Consider the following 18,161-nt stretch of genomic DNA (forward strand, 5'->3'; position numbering starts at 1 on the left):
CGTCCTCCAGGTCGATCTCCGTCGATGCCTGGATCACAGTACTCATCAGGTGCGTTCTCCTTGATCAGGAGTTACACCAGTGACCGTACAGACCCCTGGGGCTCGGGACCTTGCGCTCGTTCCCACCCGGGCACGTGCTGATCAGCCAGGGAGATCGCGGCACATCGGTTTGGATCTTGTTGGACGCGCTGGTCAAGGTGACCGGAGGCGTTGAGAACGGTGTGGAGGCGACCCTGGCGATTCGGGTGTCAGGTGACATCGTGGGTGATATGGCCGCTATGGATGGGTCGCCGCGGTCGGCGAGCGTGACCACCTGCGGGCGCGCTGTCTGCCAACAGGTCAGGGGCCCGGTGTTTCGCTCTTTCGTGGCCCGGCGCCCAGCCGCGGCGCTGGCGCTGACGCAGGTCGTGGCCGAGCGGCTGCGTTGGGCCAATCAACGGCGTCTCGACTTCGCCGGGTATGAGACGAAGATCTGCCTGGCACGCGTGCTGATCGCGCTGATCTCGCGGCACGGCCGCGCCACGGATGACGGAATGAGCATAGGCATCCCGCTCACGAGAGCCGAGCTGGGCATGCTGGTGGGCGCCAAGGAGATCACGACGCAGAAGGCGCTGCGCGAACTGGCCGCGGAGGGGGTCATCCGACGGGGGCACCGCGACGTGGTGGTGAAGGACCTGGCAGGGCTGACTGCGCTCGCCGACCTCCCGTTATTAACCAAGCCATATTTCTAAGGCTTCTCTCGGCTGGCCGTGCCTCACCGTTGAGCTCACCCGCTCATTGGAGATGCCATGGTCACACACGATTACCGAGTCCTGCTCACAGCAGACATCGAGAACTACGGCGGCCGCACTGACGCCCAACAGCGAACCCTTCAGTCCGGACTGATCAGCACTATCGAGACGGCAGCAGACCGCGTCCAGCTGGACCATGGTGCGTGGGAGCGTCAGGTGGGCGGTGATTCGTTGACCGTCCACCTTCCCGCCGAGCCGGGCCCTTTCATCACGATTCCTCTCCTCCTTGACCAGTTCCTGACTGAGCTGGACGTGGCCATCGCAGCCCACAACAGCCGACGCTCCGATCCCACCTGGGCCCGGATGAGAATGAGGCTCGCCGTCCACGTCGGACCGCTGCAGTTGGACGGCGCGGCCGGGTGGCCCGGACAGCATGCGGTACAGCCCGCGAGGCTGCGCGATTCGGCACCGATCCGGACCGCTCTCGACACCTTCCGCGACGCTGATCTGGCGCTGATCGTCTCGCGGGAGGTGTTCCGCGACTACGTGTCACAGGGGCCGGGGCGGCCGAGACCGTCGGAGTTCCTGGAAGTCGCGGTGGCGGACAAGAAGCAGGAGTACACGGCATACCTGTACGTGCCGCACTTCGACGTCCACGACATGGAGATTCCGGAGTCCCAGCCGTCCAGCGACACCCCGTCATCACCGCCGCGGAGCATCGGATCGATCAAGAATCGGGTCAAGAGAGGTGACATTCTCTTCGCGCAAGGGGACATCAACGTCGCTCGTGAACCGAAGGGGAAGAAGAAATGAGCGACTCTCCGCCTGAGGAACCGAGATCCAATCCCCCGCAGCAGGAAGACCCGGAGACCGAGGCCGTTGCTCCCGAGGAAGCGGACGAGATATCCCAGGAACCCGACAACCAATCGATCCGCAACGAGATGACCGCCTCCGGACAGGAGTGGCTGGAACGCAAGCAGAACCTGGACGACCTGTTCGCCGACGAGCGGCCCAGCGCCGGCACTCGGGACCTGATCGGCCGCGTGCGCAACCGCGTCAAGAAGGGAAACATCTGGCTCGCCCAAGGCGACATCCACGTAGATCAGGGAGGGGCCCAACCGACGGCGACGATTCACGAGCTAACGGAGAACGAAACCGAGGACCTACGGCGAACGCTGGTACCGACCCAGTCGCAAGCGGAAACACGCAGGCTGCTCAACAGCGAACGCCTGGTCCTGCTCAGCGGCTCCGCGGAGACCGGAAAGGCGACCACGGCCACGGCGGCGCTGCTCGACTGGTGCGGCAGGGCGAGCTGGATCATTCCGCACGGAGCGAGCACGCCGAACCCCCGTGACTGGAAACTGGAATCGGGACACGGCTACTTGCTGGACCTAGTCGATACGCCCGACGCCGTGGATAGGGTGACCACGAATCTCAAGCGTGCCGGCGTCAATGCGGACTGCAGAATGATCGTCCTGGTGCCGGAGCACATCAGCTCCTCCGTCGCGCCCGTGATCGAGCACGACGCCCCGCCGAACACCCGGATCTTCGCCAAGCATCTGTCCGTTCAGGCATCGGGCGCCCGGCTCGCCCCGGACGATCAGCGGCTTCTGGACGAGGAACTCCGCGCCCACTCCGCACCCTGGCAGGTGGTCGAACTAGCCAAGCAGGTGGCCGCCACCCTGGAGGCCAGCACCTCCATCGAGATCATGCTGAACCGGCGATTCCACCGGATGCGCGCGAAGGTCGGCGAAGACCTGGAGAAGCGCAGGCCGACCCTAGGCCGGTGCTTCATGACAAGCATCGCCGTACTCCATGGGCTGCCCGAGGCGGAGATCTCCGGCGCGGCGCTGGCCCTGGCCGAACGGCTCGACGAGAAGTGGCGCCGTGATCACTCACCGAAACCGATCCAGCTCTGGGAGAAGCTACCCCTCTGGCTGAATTATGTGGATGCCGAGGCAACAGCTGCTGGGCCCGGTGGCGGGCGGAACATCAGGCTGAGACGCCCCCAACTGGCGGCCGTCATGCTGCGTGTGATCTGGGAAGACCAGCCGACGATCCGTGACTCGTTGGTCGACTGGCTGCTCTGGCTCGGCGGCGAGGGATCTTCGCACACCAGGATCAAGGTCGGGCATGCGGTCGGGAAGCTTGCGACCTTCGACTTCGCCCTCGTCAACAAGCGATTCCTGCAGGTGTGGAGCCAGTCCCGCCGTGCCCGAGATCATCAGCTCGCTGCCCTGGCGCTGGAAGCCGCAGCCGAAGACCCGTCGATGACACGCCGCGTCCACCTTCATCTCCGTTCGATGATCCAAGGCAACGATGCGGAGAAGGCGATCGCGATCCGCGCCTATGCCTCATCTGTCGGTCTCTCCGCCCCTGACCAAGCCCTCGCCGCGTTCAGGACCCTGGTCCTCACCAGGGGCGACAAGTTCCACCATGAAGTGGCCCAGTCCATCGCCTATCTGTATCGCGCGGACACCGCGCACACCATCGTGAACAACCTCGCCGATTGGGTCGACGAAGGAGGACCCGCTGGTCATCGCAGCGCCGCCCTCGCCTTCGGACGGTTGACCGCGCTATCCGTCCCGACCCCCGAGCGGCCGCATCTGAGCCGGCTCGATCCCCATCCCTCGCTCGTGACGCTCTGGCGCAACGCGCTCAGCTACGAGGAAAAAGGTCGCCTGGTCGTGCCCGAGTCCTGGGACCTGCTGCTGAGCGAATGGCTGCGCTACTACGACGAGCGGCCCACCGTACGGGAGATCACGGACCAGATCTTCAGCCTGACCGACAGGCGGAACGCCAAGCGGGCCCTGCTCTACCTTCGGCTCTGGCGGCACCACGGCGAGATCTCCGAGGATCTTCACCACCACCTGCGTCAACTCGTTCACAGGAGCTGATCACATGCGCAATTGGCTGGCACCCGTGCTTTATCACGTCCAACAGAACGAGCCCGAGGCCGAACCGCCCGTCAACATCGAGCCGTTCGTTCTGGCCTCGCCCGCCAAGGGCGACGCCTACGACTTCTCCGTCACCCTGCTCCGGACCGCGACCTCGGCCGGGAAACGGGCCCGAGCCCTCCTCAACGATGAAGTGCCCGAGGCCGAGGCGGTTCTCCAGCGCGCTTGCCAGGAGGTACGTCCGATCACCCGGCGGTTCGAAATCACCGACGCAGGCGCGGCGGAACAGGCCGCGAACGAGCAGCTCAGATCGATCTCGGGAGAGATGACGGGAGTCTACCGATGGACGGTCAGAGCCGAGGTGAACGTTCCCGAGGAGATACGCCAGCTCAACCGGGATGCCCACAGAAAGCAGCACGACATCAAATCCGACGCCGCCGCAGCGCTGCTCAAAATCCAGAGCACCGACGAGGTCCGGCAGAAATGGCAGGAGTTTCTCGCCGCCGTGGAGGGAAGCGCCCGAGTGGTGCACGCGATCCAACTGGCCGTCACCCCAGAGCAACTGCCGCAGATCATCGCGGATCTAGTCGAGCAGCGGCAGCAGGGAGCGCAGGAACTCCTTGGCACCGTCGATAAGATCATGCAGAGCTACCAGTCGGTGGACATGCTCAACTTCGTCGTCACTAACGAATCAGTACTCCGCAGCACTCTGGAACTTCTCGGCCTGCCCGTTCCTCCATTGGAGGACGACACTCTGCTGGTAGGCGGAGTGTGACCTGCCTGTCGGAGCGGCGTCATACCTACGCCTGCGCGGTCACGGCGGAGACCCGGTGAGCACGACGTTGATCAGCGCCGCGCTCACCGTAGCCGTCATTCCACTCAGGAGCAGCCAGAACCCCCAGCGGATGAGGCGATACTTCTGCCCGACGATGCGGCTGACCCGGTACAGCTGATCAGCGACCCGCTCCAGGTCCAGCGTCGAGGACTGCATCAGAGCGCTGGTGACGCTCACCGTGGAGTCGAGGCGTAAGACATCGGCGTAGTACATGACGGCGCTGTTCCCCTTCCGCCGATCCAACCGCGGATAGACCGCGCCAGCGAGCACCACCACGGACGCCAGAGCTGCCGCCGCGCCTGCCCACCACAGCCACTCGACGGCATTGGACATCGCGAAAGGTGACCAGCTTCCCGCGAGCAGGCCGCCTGTGACGGCGCCGAGGCCGATGCCAACGATGCCGAGGAGTACTTGGGCTTTGGTGTCCGCCCGGTTGAGCTCCTCGCGGGCCTCTGTGAGCAACTGTGTTCCGTAAGCGCACGCATCGTCCTCGGCTGCCTGCCGTTGGTCTGCAGCGGTTTGGGTGAGGGCTCGCAGGATCTTGTGGAACACGAGGAACCTCCTGGCAGGGGGCGATCACAACGCAGAACATTCCACGACCACCGTGGGTTGAAGCCCGTGATGTGCTTCGCGCCCGCTGTACATCAAGTCAACAGAAGGCTCTGCATGATCGTGGGCCACGTGTGGGCCATCCACGGCTTTGATCGAGTGGCATTCGTGCATCGCCCCTGGTCAAGGGCATGTCCACCAGCAAACCTGCAATGCTCTCCGGAGCCGGGTGCGTAGGTTCGAATCCTACAGGGGGCACTCGATCTTGAGCAGCGGTTCCGGCCGCCGACCAGGGCGAACATCGTAGGAACGGGCGGGTCTCCAGTCTCACGGAGCCCCGCCCGTTCTCGTTGACGCTCGCAGGTGGTGGACCGTCTCCACGGTCCACCACGCGAGGCAGATCTATGCTCTTCAGGCTTCTAGGAGGGCTCTCGCACTGTCCCGATGGCATATCCCTTCAGGTCTGAGAAGTGTCGCGGTACGCAACGCCGAACGCTGCTGGCCGCTCTGGTCGCCGAGATCTTCGCCGACTCGCACGAGACCTACGGCTACCGGCGCGTGCACGCCGCCCTGCTGCGCCGCGGCGAGCACTGCTCGGCCGAGCTGGTGCGTGCCTTGATGCGCGAGCAGGGCCTGACCCCGGCCCGGGCGCGGGCGTTCCGGCCGGCCACCACCGTGCAAGGCGACTACCGCGGCATGCCCGACCTGGTCGGCCGCGACGTCACCGCCGAACGGCCCGGCACCGAGCTGGTCGGCGACGTCACCTACATCCGCCCCTGGGAAGGCTTCCTCTACCTCGCCACCGTGATCGACTGCCACAGCAAGGCGGTCCTGGGCTGGGCGATGACCGACTACTACCGCACCGACCTGATCAAGGACGCGATCCGGATGGCAGCCGACACCGGACTGCTCCAACCGGGCACCGTCTTCCACGCCGACCGCGGCTCGAACTACATCAGCGACGAGTTCGGCCGCTTCCTGACCGCTCGGCAGATCCGCCGCTCGGTCGGCCGCACCGGGGTCTGCTACGACGACGCGATGGCCGAGTCGTTCTTCAGTGCGCTCAAGAACGAATGGCTGCACCGCTGACCAGCTTGCGGACGGTCCGGTGATCGTGGCCAAGGTCTTTAGGATTGTGCGTCATCCGGCCCTGGCCCAGCGCCAACTCGTCAGATCATGCCTCCGGCGGCGTTGATGGTCTGGCCGGTGATCCAGCGGGCGGCATCGGAGGCCAGGAACGCGACGACGTCGGCAATGTCGGCTGGTTCGCCCAGGCGGCCCAGCGGTGTGCGGGCCTTGGCGTCGTCAATGACGTGCGGGGGCACGGTGTCGATGACGTCGGTACGGGTCAGGCCGGGCAGGACGCTGTTGACCGTGACGGATCTGGAGCCCACCTCCCAGGCCAGCGTGCGGGCGAGCTGGTCACCGGCGGCCTTGCTTGCGGCCAGCAGCGCCATGCCGGGCAGCGGCGACACGGTCAGCGCGGAAGAGATCAAGATGATCCGGCCGTGGTCGCTGATGCGCTGCGCGGCCTCGCGCAGCGCCACGAACGCGGACCGCACGTTGGCGTGCAGATACTGGTCGAAGTCCTCATCGGTGGCGCGGGCCAGCGGCCCAGCGGTCGCCGTGGCCGCGTTGTTCACCCACACGTCCACCCGGCCGTACTGGCTCTCGGCCGCGTCGAACAACTCCTTGACCGCCTCGGGGCGGGTGATGTCGGTGCGGACCGCGGTGGCCAGCCCGCCCGCGTCCTTGATCTGGTCCACCGCCTGCGCGGCCGTCTCCTGGTCGCGGGAGCCGATGAGGACGCGCATCCCCGACGCGGCGAGCCGGTCGCTGATCGCCCGTCCGATGCCACGCGATCCGCCGGTGACGACTGCGACCCGATCCTCGATACGCATAACCCCTCCAATTAGTCGATCCTATGGATAGTCCATAGCATCGACTAATTTGGTAGAGGGTGTCAACTGTCCAGGTAGTAGACTGCCTGCCATGGCCGCCGCACCCGATGACGAACTCGTCGAGACGCTGATCGGCGTCTTCATGGAGATCGACGGCCTGTTCAGCATGGCGAGCCGCCGGCTGGGACTAACCCCCCAGCAAGCGCAACTGCTGTGCTTCGCCCAACATCTGCAGCCGTCCTTCGGCGAGCTCGCGGCCCTGCTGCACTGTGACAAGACCAACATCACCGGCCTGGTCGACCGGCTTCAGCGGCGCGGCCTGCTCACCCGCCAACCCGACCCCAACGACCGCCGGATGAGCCGCGTCCACCTCACCCCCCAGGGCGAGGCGATCACCGGCCAATTCCAGCAGGCCATCAACACCACCCTGACCACCCGCTTCAGTTCCTGGCCCACCACCCAACGCGACAGCCTCGTCCACCTGCTCCAATCCGCCAGAACAGCACTACGTCCCTGATCTCAGCGGCCACCTCCGACCCCAACACGCCACCAGCCCCGCAAAGCCGATCCCACCGAACCGGCACCGCACCGCGTAACCGCACTATGAAGCCGGAACCACGCCCCCCGATTTGCACCGGCCTCCGGACGCCACCTTCGGGACAACAAGCGTGAGTAACTGTCAACTTCGGCAAGCAAGGACGGCCGTCCCCCGATCAGACAGTCGCATCGCGCCAACACGGGGCCGCTGAAGTGCACATAGAGCGGGGAGCCGGCGGCTCCGAATGTCAGGTGATAGGGGGAGTGATTCGCGGGTCTCGGCAGCTTTCGACCGGTCTCCGGAGCCGGGTGGGCAGGTTTGAATCCTGCAGGGGCACTCGCGATCTCCATCGAAAGATGGGTAAGGACCTGCAGGTCCTTCTGCGTTTCGGGCGCGCCATCCGCTGCAGCCGATCCCATGATCACGTATGAGGAGCGTACCGATCTTGGGCTGTGCAGCAGCAAGTGACACCGGGGCGGCGATGATCCCCTCCGTGATCTCCTTGACGCCGGCCCCGGTCGGGCGACCGGCGACGTTCGCCTTGTCTGGACGGAGTCCGATCGGTGATCGAGCACATGCGCACCACGACCGGCCAAGGCCGGAATCACCTCAAAGGCCCGCGATCAGCGAGGGGTATCCAGCCCTTTGCGGTCGAGCGCTGCTCGGATCTGGCCGAGCCACTCCGTGCCCAGCCGGCGCCCGTTCGGGAGTTGGTCGCCTCGATCCCAGCGCCACGTTGTGATCATCGCCAGCATGAGGATCCGGCATTCGCGCAGCAAGTCTTGATCGACACCTGGATAGTGCGCGCTGACTTCTTCGGGCGCATGGGCGAGGTCGAATTCGACAGGCCCACGGCAGCATGTCTCGAAGTCTATGAACAGCAGTCCGTTCTTCGTGGTCAGCACGTTGCCCGGGTGCGGCTCGCCGTGCAGCAGCTGCTCGGCGCCGCCGCGCTCGCCGATCACTCGTCTCAGGCTTCGTAACGTGTCGCCGAGCAACTCCCGGTCCGCGTCGGCGAGCGCCGGAGTTTGGTCGCGGTTCGCCAGGAGTTGTTGAGCCTGCTCGACTCGCTCCGTGAAATGCGGCGTCGGGACATCGAGTTCGCGCATGCCGGTGTGTAGCCGCTCGAGCGCATCGGCGTAGTCGGCTGGTGAGGCCTCTCGAGGTGTCATGGGTTCGTAGTAGGTCCACAGCGTGACCGCGAAGCCGTCACGCTCATAGACGCGTGGCTCCACTCGAGGCTCGAGAGCAGCCACAGGACACCCGGAGTCGACGAGCCGCTGAGCGAGGTCGACTTCGAACTGTGCGACCTGATGCGCTACAGGCGCCACCCGGGCCAGGACGTCACAAGGCAGCAGACGCAGAGTGAGCTTGTTCGAGTCATGAAGAACGATCGCGTCGTCGGCTGTCAGGCCAAGTGAGGAAGCGGTCGACATGGCCGCGGCCACCGCACGCGGGACCTCTGACGCCTGCATCGTCGCCTGGTGTCCTCTCCCCTGAGTGCTGCCGTGCCCTCCAAGCGGTGCAACCTGCGCACCATACCAAGTTGTCGATTGAGCCGCGGTGGCGCGATGGGCAGGGCGCGACTGAATCGGCGATCTGCGGCCGGGGAGCTGGGCCGGGCCATCACCCTGACTGGCGGCCTTCCCGCCCACTGCGGCGAGATCCGCATCTGATACGCCTGCGTTTCCACCGGCAGCCAGAATCTCGAACGCCGATTCGATGTGCTGAAGGCGGTCGGCTGCCGTCGCGTCTTTGCCGACAAGAAGTCGGGCAAGACCGCCGAGCGGCCCGATCCGGCGGCCTGCCGCGCCTTCTTGGCCGAAGGCATACACCCTGGTCGTCCCGTTGCTGGACCGCTACGGCCGCTCTCTGGCCGTCCTCATCGCCATGGTCGGCGAACCCCACCGGCTTACCTCACTGCACGAGAACGTCGACGCCCCCCCCGGCGGACGCCTGAGCTTCCACGTCTTCGCCGCACTGGTCGAGTTCATCCGCGAGTGCATCGTCGCCGGCACCCGCGACCGCACCGGCGGCCGCCACACCGTTGTCACCCGGAGTTGCTGTGCGTAGCGAGCCGGAGAAGCTCGATCGCCAAGCTGCTCGGTGTCTCGCCGGGCACGCTGTACAGCCGCATCCCCGATCTACGACAATCTGCCAGAGTGGCTCTGCCCAGGAACTCAGGGACGGCTGAGCGGCTGCTCGCCATGCCCTATCTCAGCGCCGCCAGGCTGCCCCGTACGGTCCTCGTCAACGGATGATCTACGCCGAGTACCCGCTCGCAGCCGGCGAGAGCAGCCTCGTACAGGGAGGTGGCCCGGCGCAGATCCCCCGCGGAGGCGTACGTGTAGGCGAGGTTGTTGCGTGAGGACAGGGTTTCGGGATGGTCGGCGCCCAGCACCCGTTCCCGATCGGCCAGCGTCGCCTCGTGCAGCGGGATGGCCCGGCTCAGATCTCCCACCATCTGGTAGGCGTAGGCGAGGTTGCTGCGGGAGGTCAGGGTGGCGGGGTGATCAGCGCCCAGAATTCGCTCGCTGTCAGCGAGGATGGCCCTGAACAGTGGGATGGCGCGGCCGAGGTCCCCCGCCGACACGTAGGCGCTGGCAAGGTTGCTGCGGAAGATCAGAGTCTCGGGGTGGTCAGCGCTCAGCACCCGCTCACAGGCCGCCAGCGTGTCCTGATACAGCGGGATGGCGCGGCCGAGGTCACCCGCGGACGCGTAGGCGTGGGCGAGGTTGTTGCGGGATTGCAGGGTGTCAGGGTGGTCGGCCCCCAGCACCCGTTCTCGATCGGCCAGCGTCGCCTCAAGTAGCGGGATGGCCTGTCCCAGATCCCCCGCCATCTGGTAGGCGTAGGCGAGGCTGTTGCGCGAGGACAAGGTGTCGGGGTGGTCAGGGCCCAGCACCCGCTCACAGGCCGCCAACGTGCCCAGATACAGCGGGATGGCACGGCCCAGATCTCCGGCCGCCTCGTAGGCGCCGGCGAGATTGTTGCGGGAGGTCAGAGTGTGGGGGTGGTCGGCGCCCAGCACCCGTTCCCGATCGGCGAGCGTCGCCTCGAACAGCGGGATGGCCTGTCCCAGATTCCCCGCCATCCGGTAGGCGCCGGCGAGGTTGTTGCGGGATTGCAGGATGTCAGGGTGGTCGGCCCTCAGCACCCGCTCTCGATCGGCCAGCGTCGCCTTGTGCAGCGGGATGGCCCGGTTCAGATCCCCGGCCATCTGGTAGGCGTAGGCGAGGTTGTTGCGTGAGGTCAAGGTGGAGGGGTGGTCCGGGCCCAGCACCTGTTCGCAGGTCGCCAGTGTGTCCTGGTACAGGGGGATGGCCCGCTCCAGATCCCCCACCATCTGGTGGGCGCCGGCGAGATTGTTGAGGGAGGTCAAGGTGGAGGGGTGGTCCGGGCCCAGCACCGGCTCACAGGCTGCCAGTGTGTCCTCGTACAGCGGGATGGCGCGGCCCAGATCCCCCGCCGCCCAGTAGGCGCCGGCAAGGTTGTCGTGGGAGGTCAGGGTGGCGGGATGATCAGCCCCCAGCACCCGCTCGAACGCCGTACTGGCTCGTTCAAGACAGCCGATCGCGCGGGTGATGGCGCCTTGATCGCTGAGGAACAAGCCGGTGTTGTTGAGCAGGACGGCGGTGGTTGTGCTGTCGGTATCGGGGGAGGCGTGGTCGGTCAGAGCGGTGATGTGCGGCAGCAGGGTTCGCCAGGTCGGCCAGTCGGCCGGGTCCCTCCCCGTTTCGGGGACGGTGGCGAAAAGCAGGGTGGTGGCCTGGTCGCGGGCGGTGTCGATGTCGGCGGCCTGGCGGTGCGGGTCACCGGGGTCCGGGGTGCGAGCGACGGCTTGGACCAGCCGGTGCACGGTGATGTGTTCGGTGTCGAGGTTGATCATGTTGTAGGCGGCCAGCTCGCCTACCGCGTGGTGCACATCCTGTGCCGGGATGTCGAGACCGGCCAGGAGGGTGCGGGGGATCGGCTCGGCGCCGTACCAGGCCAGGATGCGCAGCAGCCGGCCGGTCAGCGGGACAGCGGCCAGGTGGTCGAGGGTCAGGCGCCAGATGCGGGCGATGGTGCGCTCGGCGTCGGCTCCGCGGGCGGCCCGGTCGTACATCACCGCCGGCTGCGCTCTCAGCAGCTCCAGGTAGGCGCGCGGGGTGAGCCGGGTCTGGTGCAGATACGCACCCGCCTGCTCGATCGCCAGCGGCAAGCAGCCCAGCTCCCGCACCAGCTCGACCGCCCCCTCCAGCAGGCCGTCGTGGGAAAGGCCGGGGGCGGCGATTCGGGCCAGCAGGTCGAGCGCCTCCCCTTCGCTCAGCACGTCCAGGCGCAGCACCTGAACGTCCAGCCGGTGCCAGCCCTCGCTCAGCCGGCTGGTGACCAGCACCTGCCCGGTCAGGGTACGTTCCAGCAAAGGCCGCACATCGGCCACGTCGACGACGTTGTCGAGCACCAGCAGCCACCCCTGGTGGGCGGCCAGCCACGCCGTCGCCCGCTCGGCCAAGGCCTTCAACGGCAAGGCCGTAGCCAGCTCCGGCTGCAAAGCGGCCGCCAAGCTCGCCAGGCCTGTCTGCACCTCCTGGCCGGAATCAGCATTGATCCACCACACCGGGTTGAGCGCGTCGCCGGCCTTGCCCTTTGCCGGGTGACGGCCTGTGGCCTGCGTCAGCGCGTAGTGCGCGGCCAGCGTGGACTTCCCGACCCCGCCCAAGCCGTGCACCGCGGCCACCACCACCTCACCCCCGCCCTGCAACGCCGCCTCCAGCGCGGCCAGTTCCTCGCCGCGCCCCACGAACGTGCGCGTGTGCCGGGGCAGATTCACCAGCCGGGGCGGGGCGGCCACCTCGGTGACCGGCCTCAGCGCCGCCTCTGGCAGTACCGTCTCGTGGATGATCTGGTCATGCGCAGACTGATAAATCCGGCCCTGTTCGGAGGCAGCGGCCTCCAACCGGATCAGCGGGTGCTGGTGCCCAGGATCGCCGTCCGTCATCGTTCGTTGATGATCTGATCGCGTCCGGCCTGATAGACGCGGCCCGACCCGGAGGCCTCTGCCCGCAGCTGCACGTTCGTCGCGTTGTCGCCGCTGGAGGCGATCCCGATGTTGTCGTTCCCGATCGAGATCGAGCGCGGCCCGGAGGTGGAGGTTGATGTGCCGAACGTCGCGACCAGCACCCGCAGTTCGGCTTCGGCGGCAGGATCGTCCTCCAGCAGATCGCTCAGCCGCAGCCGCCACGCCGACTCCTGCTCGCTGCGGATCCGATCCAGCTCGGCGCCGGTGCTGCCGACCAGTTCCTGCCGTGAGCGCTCCAGCCGCTGCTCGGCGATCTCCTGCCGGTCGTGCTTGCCCCGGCTCAGCAGCCGGGCGAAGCCCTGCTTGGCCGACGTCCACGCATCAGTGGTCATCGCCGATACCAACACCGTGCCACCCGCCGCCGCCAGAGCCGCCAACGCCTCGCTCAACATCTCAGGCCCGCCCCCTTGTCCGGCTATCGCCATGGACACGTTCCGCATTACTCCGACAACCGAACGATCATGGCCTGAGGGTCCGTTATCTGGTTTCGGCCGTGGGCGCCTGGCCGAAACCGAGCAGGCAGAGCCGTCAGTTCACGTCCTTTCTGACGACGCGCAGAACCCCGAGCCCGCCGGGGATGACGATCCAGGCCAGCACCGACGTGGCCAGGCGGGCGGCGGCCTCCAACGTCCAAGCCCCGCCCATGAGCGGGTTGGTCGTCGAATTGAGGTCCAGCCACGCGGCCAGGGTCTCGCCCGCCCCGCCGAGTTGCGCGACGAAGCTCCACAGCGCCGTACCGGCCATGCAGATCACGATGGCTGCCGGGGCGTTGAGCAGCAGCAGGCCCATCGCCAGGCCCTGCGCGGTCATCAGCACCATCACCGCGATCCACCCGAGTACGGTCTGCGGGGCGACGTACCAGGACGCCTCCACACCCCGTACCGCCGCCGCGACGGCCGTCGCCGGCACCGCCGCCACCAGCGCGAACAGGCATGCCACCACGGCTGTGCCCAGTGCCGGCAGGCACTTGGCCGCCAGCACCCGCGCCCGTCGCGGCTCCAGCGCGAACGTCGTCAGCGCCGTACGGTGGCTCCACTCCGCCGTCACCGTCAGCACGGCCAGCACGGGCAGCAGGATCCCCAGCGCGATGGCCGCGCTGCCGGCCAGCGTGAACAGCTTCGGCGGCCCGGTCAGCACGACGGCCCGGCCGGCGACGAGCGCGACCGCCAGGACGGCCAGGACCCCCGTCATGATCATGCTGCTGCGCGTGTCGAACAGCTTGCGGGTCTCGGCCCGCAGCAACCGGCCGAAGGGGATGCGGCCCGTGCCGGGCTCCGGTTCGCGAGTCACGCGGGGCTCCTGTCGGCGTCGGAGGTCAGGTCGAGGAAGGTCCGTTCGAGGCCGTGGCCCCGGCTCAGCTCGGCGACCGTGCCCTGGGCCAGCACCCGGCCCCGGCCGATCATGACGACGTGGTCGGCGACCTGCTCGACCTCGTGCAGCAGGTGCGAGCTGAGCAGCACCGCGCAGCCGCCGTCGGCCAGGTCGCGCAGCAGCCCGCGCATCCACTGGATGCCCTGCGGGTCGAGGCCGTTGACGGGCTCGTCCAGGATGAGAGCCCGCGGCCGGCCGAGCAGCGCGTGGCCGATGCCGAGCCGCTGGCGCATGCCCAGCGAGTAGCCGCCCACGGCCCGCCCGCCCTCGCGCCCGGACAGGCCCACCATCTCCAGGACCTCGCCGACGCGCGATCTGGGCAGGCCGAGCATCAGCGCACCCAGGGTGAGCACCTCCCTGCCGCTGCGGCCGGGATGGTGGGCGCCGGCGTCGAGCAGCGTTCCGACGTCGTAACCGGGGCGGTCGAGCCGCGCGTACGGCCGGCCGAACACGGTCGCCGAGCCCGACGTGGGCCGGGTGAGCCCGGTCAGGATGCGCAGAGCGGTGGATTTTCCGGCCCCGTTGGGGCCGAGGAAGCCGGTGACGGCGCCCGGCGGCGCGGTGAAGGACACGTCGTCGAGGGCCGTCACCCCTTTGTACGCCTTGCTGACGCGCTGGAATTCGATCACGTTGCAAGTCCACAGGAACGGGACCCGCCCGCTCATCGGACCTGGGGCGACGACCACACCGCCCCGGGTCCAGACCTCGCGGACGGATGTGGACCCAGGTCTGCACGATGACTCTCGTGTACGCGGTGGCCGCGGCCGTGATCCTGGCCGGGAGCACCCTGTTCGGGCTCTACCTGGCCGGCCGGCGCGATCTGGCCGCCGCCCGGCAGGACGCCGTGGTCGCGGCGCAGGCGCAGTGGGTGGAACAGGCCAAGCTGGAGGAGCGGCTCAAGATAGCCCAGGAGATGCACGACGTGCTGGCGCACCGGATCTCGCTGCTGGCGATGCTGGCGGGCGGGCTGGCGTACCGCGAGAACCTGTCTCCCGAGCAGACCCGCGAGGCCGCGCTGGCCATCCAGGAGAACGCGCACCAGTCGCTCAACGAACTGCGAGCCGTGCTCGGCACGCTGCGGCGCGAGGACGGCCTCGCGCCTCCGCAGCCGACGCTGGCGCACCTGGACGCCCTGTTCGACGAGGTACGGGCCGCCGGGCAGCGGGTCGAGGTGGACGACGCCATCTCCTGCCGCGACGCGTTGCCGGCGCAAACGGGGCGGCACGCGTACCGGATCGTGCAGGAGGCGCTCACGAACGCGCGCAAGCACGCGCCGGGCAGCCCCGTGACGGCCGAGCTGGGCGGACGGCCCGGCGAGGGACTGCGGATCCGGGTGAGCAACGCGGCCCCGCCCGGCGGTCCCACGGGGCCCGGAGGGCGGCTGGGGCTGGTGGGGCTGGCGGAACGGACCCGGATGGCCGGCGGCACGCTCACGCACGCCGTCCGAGATGGGCGGTTTGTCCTGGACGCCCGGTTGCCGTGGGAGGCTTGAACCCGTGATCAGAGTGGTGATCGTGGACGATGACCCGATGGTGCGCACGGGGCTGCGCCTCATCCTGGGCGGCGAGCCCGATCTCGACCTGGCCGGCGAGGCCGGGGACGGCAAGCAGGCCATGGACGTGATCCGCGACCTGCGGCCCGACGTCGTGCTGATGGACATCCGCATGCCGGAGCAGGACGGCCTCGTCACCACCGAGCTGCTCCTCAGCCGGCCGGCGCCGCCCCGGATCCTGGTGCTGACGACGTTCGACGCCGACGACCTCGTGCTGCGCGCCCTGCGGCTCGGCGCGCACGGCTTCCTGCTGAAGGACGCGCCGCCGCCGAAGATGATCGAGGCCGTGCGGGCCGTGGCGCGGGGTGAGCCGGTGTTGTCGCCGAGCGTGGCGCGCCAGGTCATCGCGGCCGCCACCGGTGGCCACGAGCCGCGCCGGCCGCAGGCGCTGGCGGAGCTGGCCGTGCTCACCGAGCGGGAGCGGGAGGTCGCGATCGAGGTGGCCAGGGGCGCCTCGAACGCCGAGATCGCCGCGAGCCTGTCGGTCAGCGTGGCGACCGTGAAGGCCAACATCACCCGCATCTTCGCCAAACTGGGCACCGACAACCGGGTTCACGTCGCCATGAAGGTCCGCGACGCCGGCCTCCTCTGACGCGGACACGCCCCGCATGACGCTTGTACGCCCCTCAATCGATGATGGCGGTGACCTCGGCCTCGATGAGAATGCCGGGCTCGAAGAGGATGTCGACCCCGATCAGCGCGAGCGGCGGCGTGGCGAGATCGAATTCGAGGGCCGCCTGTTCGATTCCCGCGTTGAAGGCGTCATACATCTCTCTCTTCCAGCCCGCGGCGTACCACGTGAAGCGGACGACGTCGTGGAACGTCGCTCCCGCCGCGTCCAGCGCCTTGGCGACGTTGCGGTAGACCTGGGCGACCTGTCCGGCGAGGTCGCCCGGTGCCACGAGCTCGCCGTTCTCGTCCCAGGCGACTTGTCCGGCGATGTGGACCTGCCTGCTGCCCGTCGCCACCGCGACGTGGTGGTAGATCGGGACTCGGACATGCTGGTCAGGGTTGATGAGCGAGACGGCCATGAGATTTCCCATCGGTCTTTTCGTTACGTCGGGTGAGCGCAAAAGCGGACAACTTGACTTCGTGGTCTCTTGCGGTTACTGGGAAACCATAGGAGAGTGTTCGCTGACGTGGAAGAACGAACTTTTCAGTGACTGGGGAACCAGATGGTGACCAAGCAGTTCATGGGCTCGTCCGATGAGGCGGATCTGAGGCGCGCGGACTCCCTGGCGCGGGAGATCTTCTCGGATGTCGCCAACAAGTGGGCGTTGCTGATCATCGAGGCGCTCGGTGAGCGCACCCTGCGCTTCAGCGAGCTGCGGGACGAGGTCGAGGGCATCAGCCACAAGATGCTCACCCAGAACCTGCGCATGCTGGAGCGCAACGGCCTGGCCGAGCGAAAGGTGTACCCCACCGTGCCGCCGCGGGTGGAGTACACCCTCACCGAGCCGGGCCAGGCCCTGCGGGCGACGGTCGACCTGATCTGCGGCTGGACCCACCAGTACTTCGGTCACATCGAGGCCGCCCGTCGCGGCTTCGACGCCTGACTGCTCACGTAGGCAAGCAGCCTGATCAACCGGATCAGGGGCGGAAAAAATGCCTGATCAAGACGACGGGCCGAGCACGAGTGTGGGAGGGACGTAATGTTCCCCCGGAGTGCGGTCGTCGGCGAGAACGTTCGCGGCGGCGAGTTGTCCCATGGACCTGAGCTCGAGGTCAATTGTCGTCAGCCGCCGGACCCCTTGGTCGACGATGATTCCCTCCCAGTTGTCGACCCCGACAACTGCCAGATCCTGAGGTACGCGTAGACCCTTGGCCTCACAGACATCGAGTACGCCGCGGGCGATGTGGTCATTGCCGCAGAACACCGCGTCGACCTTCGCGCCGGACTCGAGCAATTCCTGCATGGCCTTGGCTCCCGACCCCTCGGTCCAGGAGCCATAACGCGTCGGAGCGGCAGGGCGGAGCCCGGCCTCATTCAGCGCGCTGAGCATGCCGCGCTCCCGCAGGCCTACGGCGATACTCGACGGATCGCCGGTGAGGTGGGCGATATGTGTGCGCCCGCGTTCGATCAAATGGCGGGTGGCGAGAGCTCCCGCGCCCTCGTTGTCCGGCAGGAAGACGACGTCTTCGGGGTGGTCGGAGGCCGCGAAGGCGTACGTCACCGGCACGGTGAAATGGTGCGTGATCGACGGTGATCGGCGCTCGTGCCCGTCCCCGATGACGATGAGTCCGTCAATTTGGCGAGCCTGGAACTGGCGGATGCTTTCGGTTATCTCGCGATGGACGAGAACGTCTTCGTCGAAGACGAGGGCGGCTTGTTGGAGCCTGCCGAGTTGCAGGACCGCGCCTATGACCACGGGCCCGGAAAACGTACTGTCCGCGCGGTGGGTGAGTACGCCGACCGTGCGGCTGCGGCCCAGTGCGAAGGAACGCGCGAGTGCATTTGGCCTGAAGTCGAGGCGTTCGGCGACGGCGAGCACCCGCGCGCGCGTCGCCTCGGAAATCCGGTCCGTTCCGTTGAGCACTTTCGAGGCAGTCGAGAGCGACACTCCTGCAATCGCAGCCACATCACTCAGCCGAACACTGCCCTTGCGGTTGGACGGCACCGGCCGATTGTACCGAAGGCGCGTCAATGACCCGCTCCGGTTGGAGGCGCGGGGGAGACCGGGCGGCCTCCCGCGGGCGTGCGCGTCGTCGGAAAGTGAGCCTT

Annotated in this window: 19 protein-coding genes; 10 read left to right on the forward strand and 9 right to left on the reverse strand. The window is 67.6% G+C overall.

The window, feature by feature from the left end:
- The first annotated feature begins 110 nt into the window (after positions 1–110).
- Genes ACIHFD_RS53175 through ACIHFD_RS53190 form a run of 4 tightly spaced genes read left to right on the forward strand, consistent with a single transcriptional unit; the run spans position 111 to position 4,403 of the window.
- Positions 111–731, forward strand: a complete 621-nt coding sequence (locus ACIHFD_RS53175) for a Crp/Fnr family transcriptional regulator (RefSeq protein ID WP_397373406.1) — start codon at positions 111–113, stop codon at positions 729–731.
- A gap of 57 nt (positions 732–788) precedes the next feature.
- Positions 789–1,544: a hypothetical protein gene (locus ACIHFD_RS53180; RefSeq protein WP_397373407.1), complete on the forward strand. Its 756-nt coding sequence runs from the start codon at positions 789–791 to the stop codon at positions 1,542–1,544.
- Positions 1,541–3,628 (forward strand): hypothetical protein, encoded by a 2,088-nt coding sequence (locus ACIHFD_RS53185; protein WP_397373408.1) that lies wholly within the window; start codon positions 1,541–1,543, stop codon positions 3,626–3,628. The genes ACIHFD_RS53180 and ACIHFD_RS53185 overlap by 4 nt, the downstream gene beginning before the upstream one ends.
- Positions 3,629–3,632: 4 nt before the next feature.
- On the forward strand, positions 3,633–4,403 hold the full coding sequence (locus ACIHFD_RS53190; protein ID WP_397373409.1) for a hypothetical protein: 771 nt from the start codon (positions 3,633–3,635) through the stop codon (positions 4,401–4,403).
- Between the two features lie 39 nt (positions 4,404–4,442).
- Here the strand turns inward: ACIHFD_RS53190 and ACIHFD_RS53195 are convergent, their stop codons facing one another.
- Positions 4,443–5,015, reverse strand: a complete 573-nt coding sequence (locus tag ACIHFD_RS53195; protein ID WP_397373410.1) for a Pycsar system effector family protein — start codon at positions 5,013–5,015, stop codon at positions 4,443–4,445.
- Positions 5,016–5,456: 441 nt separating this feature from the next.
- Here ACIHFD_RS53195 and ACIHFD_RS53200 point away from each other — a divergent pair, with 441 nt between their 5' ends.
- Positions 5,457–6,101, forward strand: coding sequence for an IS3 family transposase (locus ACIHFD_RS53200; RefSeq protein ID WP_397373411.1), 645 nt, complete (start codon positions 5,457–5,459; stop codon positions 6,099–6,101).
- Positions 6,102–6,181: 80 nt separating this feature from the next.
- Here the strand turns inward: ACIHFD_RS53200 and ACIHFD_RS53205 are convergent, their stop codons facing one another.
- A complete protein-coding gene (locus ACIHFD_RS53205; RefSeq protein ID WP_397373412.1) occupies positions 6,182–6,913 on the reverse strand; it encodes an SDR family NAD(P)-dependent oxidoreductase in 732 nt (243 codons plus the stop codon).
- Between the two features lie 91 nt (positions 6,914–7,004).
- Between ACIHFD_RS53205 and ACIHFD_RS53210 the strand changes: the two genes are divergently transcribed.
- Positions 7,005–7,430, forward strand: a complete 426-nt coding sequence (locus tag ACIHFD_RS53210) for a MarR family winged helix-turn-helix transcriptional regulator (RefSeq protein WP_397373413.1) — start codon at positions 7,005–7,007, stop codon at positions 7,428–7,430.
- A 644-nt stretch (positions 7,431–8,074) separates the two neighbouring features.
- On the opposite strand, the gene ACIHFD_RS53215 is transcribed toward ACIHFD_RS53210, so the two are convergent.
- Positions 8,075–9,286, reverse strand: a complete 1,212-nt coding sequence (locus ACIHFD_RS53215) for a phosphotransferase enzyme family protein (protein ID WP_397373414.1) — start codon at positions 9,284–9,286, stop codon at positions 8,075–8,077.
- On the opposite strand from ACIHFD_RS53215, the gene ACIHFD_RS53220 reads away from it, so the two are divergent.
- Positions 9,176–9,712 carry a hypothetical protein gene (locus tag ACIHFD_RS53220; RefSeq protein WP_397373415.1) on the forward strand — a complete coding sequence of 179 codons (537 nt, stop codon included), beginning with the start codon at positions 9,176–9,178 and terminating at the stop codon, positions 9,710–9,712. The genes ACIHFD_RS53215 and ACIHFD_RS53220 overlap by 111 nt on opposite strands.
- On the opposite strand, the gene fxsT is transcribed toward ACIHFD_RS53220, so the two are convergent.
- The 4 genes from fxsT to ACIHFD_RS53240 all read right to left on the reverse strand — a co-directional run bounded on the left by fxsT (position 9,664) and on the right by ACIHFD_RS53240 (position 14,516).
- Complete coding sequence (fxsT, locus tag ACIHFD_RS53225; RefSeq protein ID WP_397373416.1) at positions 9,664–12,435, reverse strand: FxSxx-COOH system tetratricopeptide repeat protein; 2,772 nt, start codon at positions 12,433–12,435, stop codon at positions 9,664–9,666. The two genes, ACIHFD_RS53220 and fxsT, sit on opposite strands and share 49 nt — an antisense overlap.
- The gene (locus tag ACIHFD_RS53230) at positions 12,432–12,848 is read right to left on the reverse strand and encodes a hypothetical protein (RefSeq protein ID WP_397373417.1); all 417 of its coding nucleotides are present in this window, start codon (positions 12,846–12,848) and stop codon (positions 12,432–12,434) included. Before ACIHFD_RS53230 ends, fxsT begins: the two co-directional genes overlap by 4 nt.
- Positions 12,849–13,044: 196 nt before the next feature.
- Entirely contained in the window at positions 13,045–13,806 is a 762-nt protein-coding gene (locus tag ACIHFD_RS53235; RefSeq protein WP_397373418.1) for a hypothetical protein, read from the reverse strand.
- The gene (locus ACIHFD_RS53240; RefSeq protein ID WP_397373419.1) at positions 13,803–14,516 is read right to left on the reverse strand and encodes an ABC transporter ATP-binding protein; all 714 of its coding nucleotides are present in this window, start codon (positions 14,514–14,516) and stop codon (positions 13,803–13,805) included. The genes ACIHFD_RS53235 and ACIHFD_RS53240 overlap by 4 nt, the downstream gene beginning before the upstream one ends.
- 107 nt (positions 14,517–14,623) lie before the next feature.
- Here ACIHFD_RS53240 and ACIHFD_RS53245 point away from each other — a divergent pair, with 107 nt between their 5' ends.
- Positions 14,624–15,379 (forward strand): sensor histidine kinase, encoded by a 756-nt coding sequence (locus ACIHFD_RS53245; protein ID WP_397373420.1) that lies wholly within the window; start codon positions 14,624–14,626, stop codon positions 15,377–15,379.
- Between the two features lie 4 nt (positions 15,380–15,383).
- Entirely contained in the window at positions 15,384–16,031 is a 648-nt protein-coding gene (locus tag ACIHFD_RS53250; protein WP_397373421.1) for a response regulator, read from the forward strand.
- Between the two features lie 34 nt (positions 16,032–16,065).
- Here ACIHFD_RS53250 and ACIHFD_RS53255 read toward each other — a convergent pair whose 3' ends face one another.
- Positions 16,066–16,470, reverse strand: a complete 405-nt coding sequence (locus ACIHFD_RS53255; RefSeq protein WP_397373422.1) for a RidA family protein — start codon at positions 16,468–16,470, stop codon at positions 16,066–16,068.
- 144 nt (positions 16,471–16,614) lie between these two features.
- On the opposite strand from ACIHFD_RS53255, the gene ACIHFD_RS53260 reads away from it, so the two are divergent.
- Positions 16,615–16,995, forward strand: coding sequence for a helix-turn-helix domain-containing protein (locus ACIHFD_RS53260; RefSeq protein ID WP_350728579.1), 381 nt, complete (start codon positions 16,615–16,617; stop codon positions 16,993–16,995).
- 57 nt (positions 16,996–17,052) lie between these two features.
- Here ACIHFD_RS53260 and ACIHFD_RS53265 read toward each other — a convergent pair whose 3' ends face one another.
- Positions 17,053–18,057 (reverse strand): LacI family DNA-binding transcriptional regulator, encoded by a 1,005-nt coding sequence (locus ACIHFD_RS53265; RefSeq protein WP_397373423.1) that lies wholly within the window; start codon positions 18,055–18,057, stop codon positions 17,053–17,055.
- Positions 18,058–18,161 lie beyond the last annotated feature (104 nt).

It is taken from the genome of Nonomuraea sp. NPDC051941 (assembly GCF_044593615.1).

Excerpts from the sequence above, each read along its gene's own strand:
- ACIHFD_RS53180 (WP_397373407.1), top strand. The coding sequence starts at position 789 with ATGGTCACACACGATTACCGAGTCCTGCTCACAGCAGACATCGAGAAC.
- ACIHFD_RS53185 (WP_397373408.1), top strand. The coding sequence starts at position 1,541 with ATGAGCGACTCTCCGCCTGAGGAACCGAGATCCAATCCCCCGCAGCAG.
- ACIHFD_RS53190 (WP_397373409.1), top strand. The coding sequence starts at position 3,633 with ATGCGCAATTGGCTGGCACCCGTGCTTTATCACGTCCAACAGAACGAG.
- ACIHFD_RS53200 (WP_397373411.1), top strand. The coding sequence starts at position 5,457 with ATGGCATATCCCTTCAGGTCTGAGAAGTGTCGCGGTACGCAACGCCGA.
- ACIHFD_RS53205 (WP_397373412.1), bottom strand. The coding sequence starts at position 6,913 with ATGCGTATCGAGGATCGGGTCGCAGTCGTCACCGGCGGATCGCGTGGC.
- ACIHFD_RS53210 (WP_397373413.1), top strand. The coding sequence starts at position 7,005 with ATGGCCGCCGCACCCGATGACGAACTCGTCGAGACGCTGATCGGCGTC.
- fxsT (WP_397373416.1), bottom strand. The coding sequence starts at position 12,435 with ATGACGGACGGCGATCCTGGGCACCAGCACCCGCTGATCCGGTTGGAG.
- ACIHFD_RS53230 (WP_397373417.1), bottom strand. The coding sequence starts at position 12,848 with ATGACCACTGATGCGTGGACGTCGGCCAAGCAGGGCTTCGCCCGGCTG.
- ACIHFD_RS53245 (WP_397373420.1), top strand. The coding sequence starts at position 14,624 with ATGACTCTCGTGTACGCGGTGGCCGCGGCCGTGATCCTGGCCGGGAGC.
- ACIHFD_RS53255 (WP_397373422.1), bottom strand. The coding sequence starts at position 16,470 with ATGGCCGTCTCGCTCATCAACCCTGACCAGCATGTCCGAGTCCCGATC.
- ACIHFD_RS53260 (WP_350728579.1), top strand. The coding sequence starts at position 16,615 with ATGGTGACCAAGCAGTTCATGGGCTCGTCCGATGAGGCGGATCTGAGG.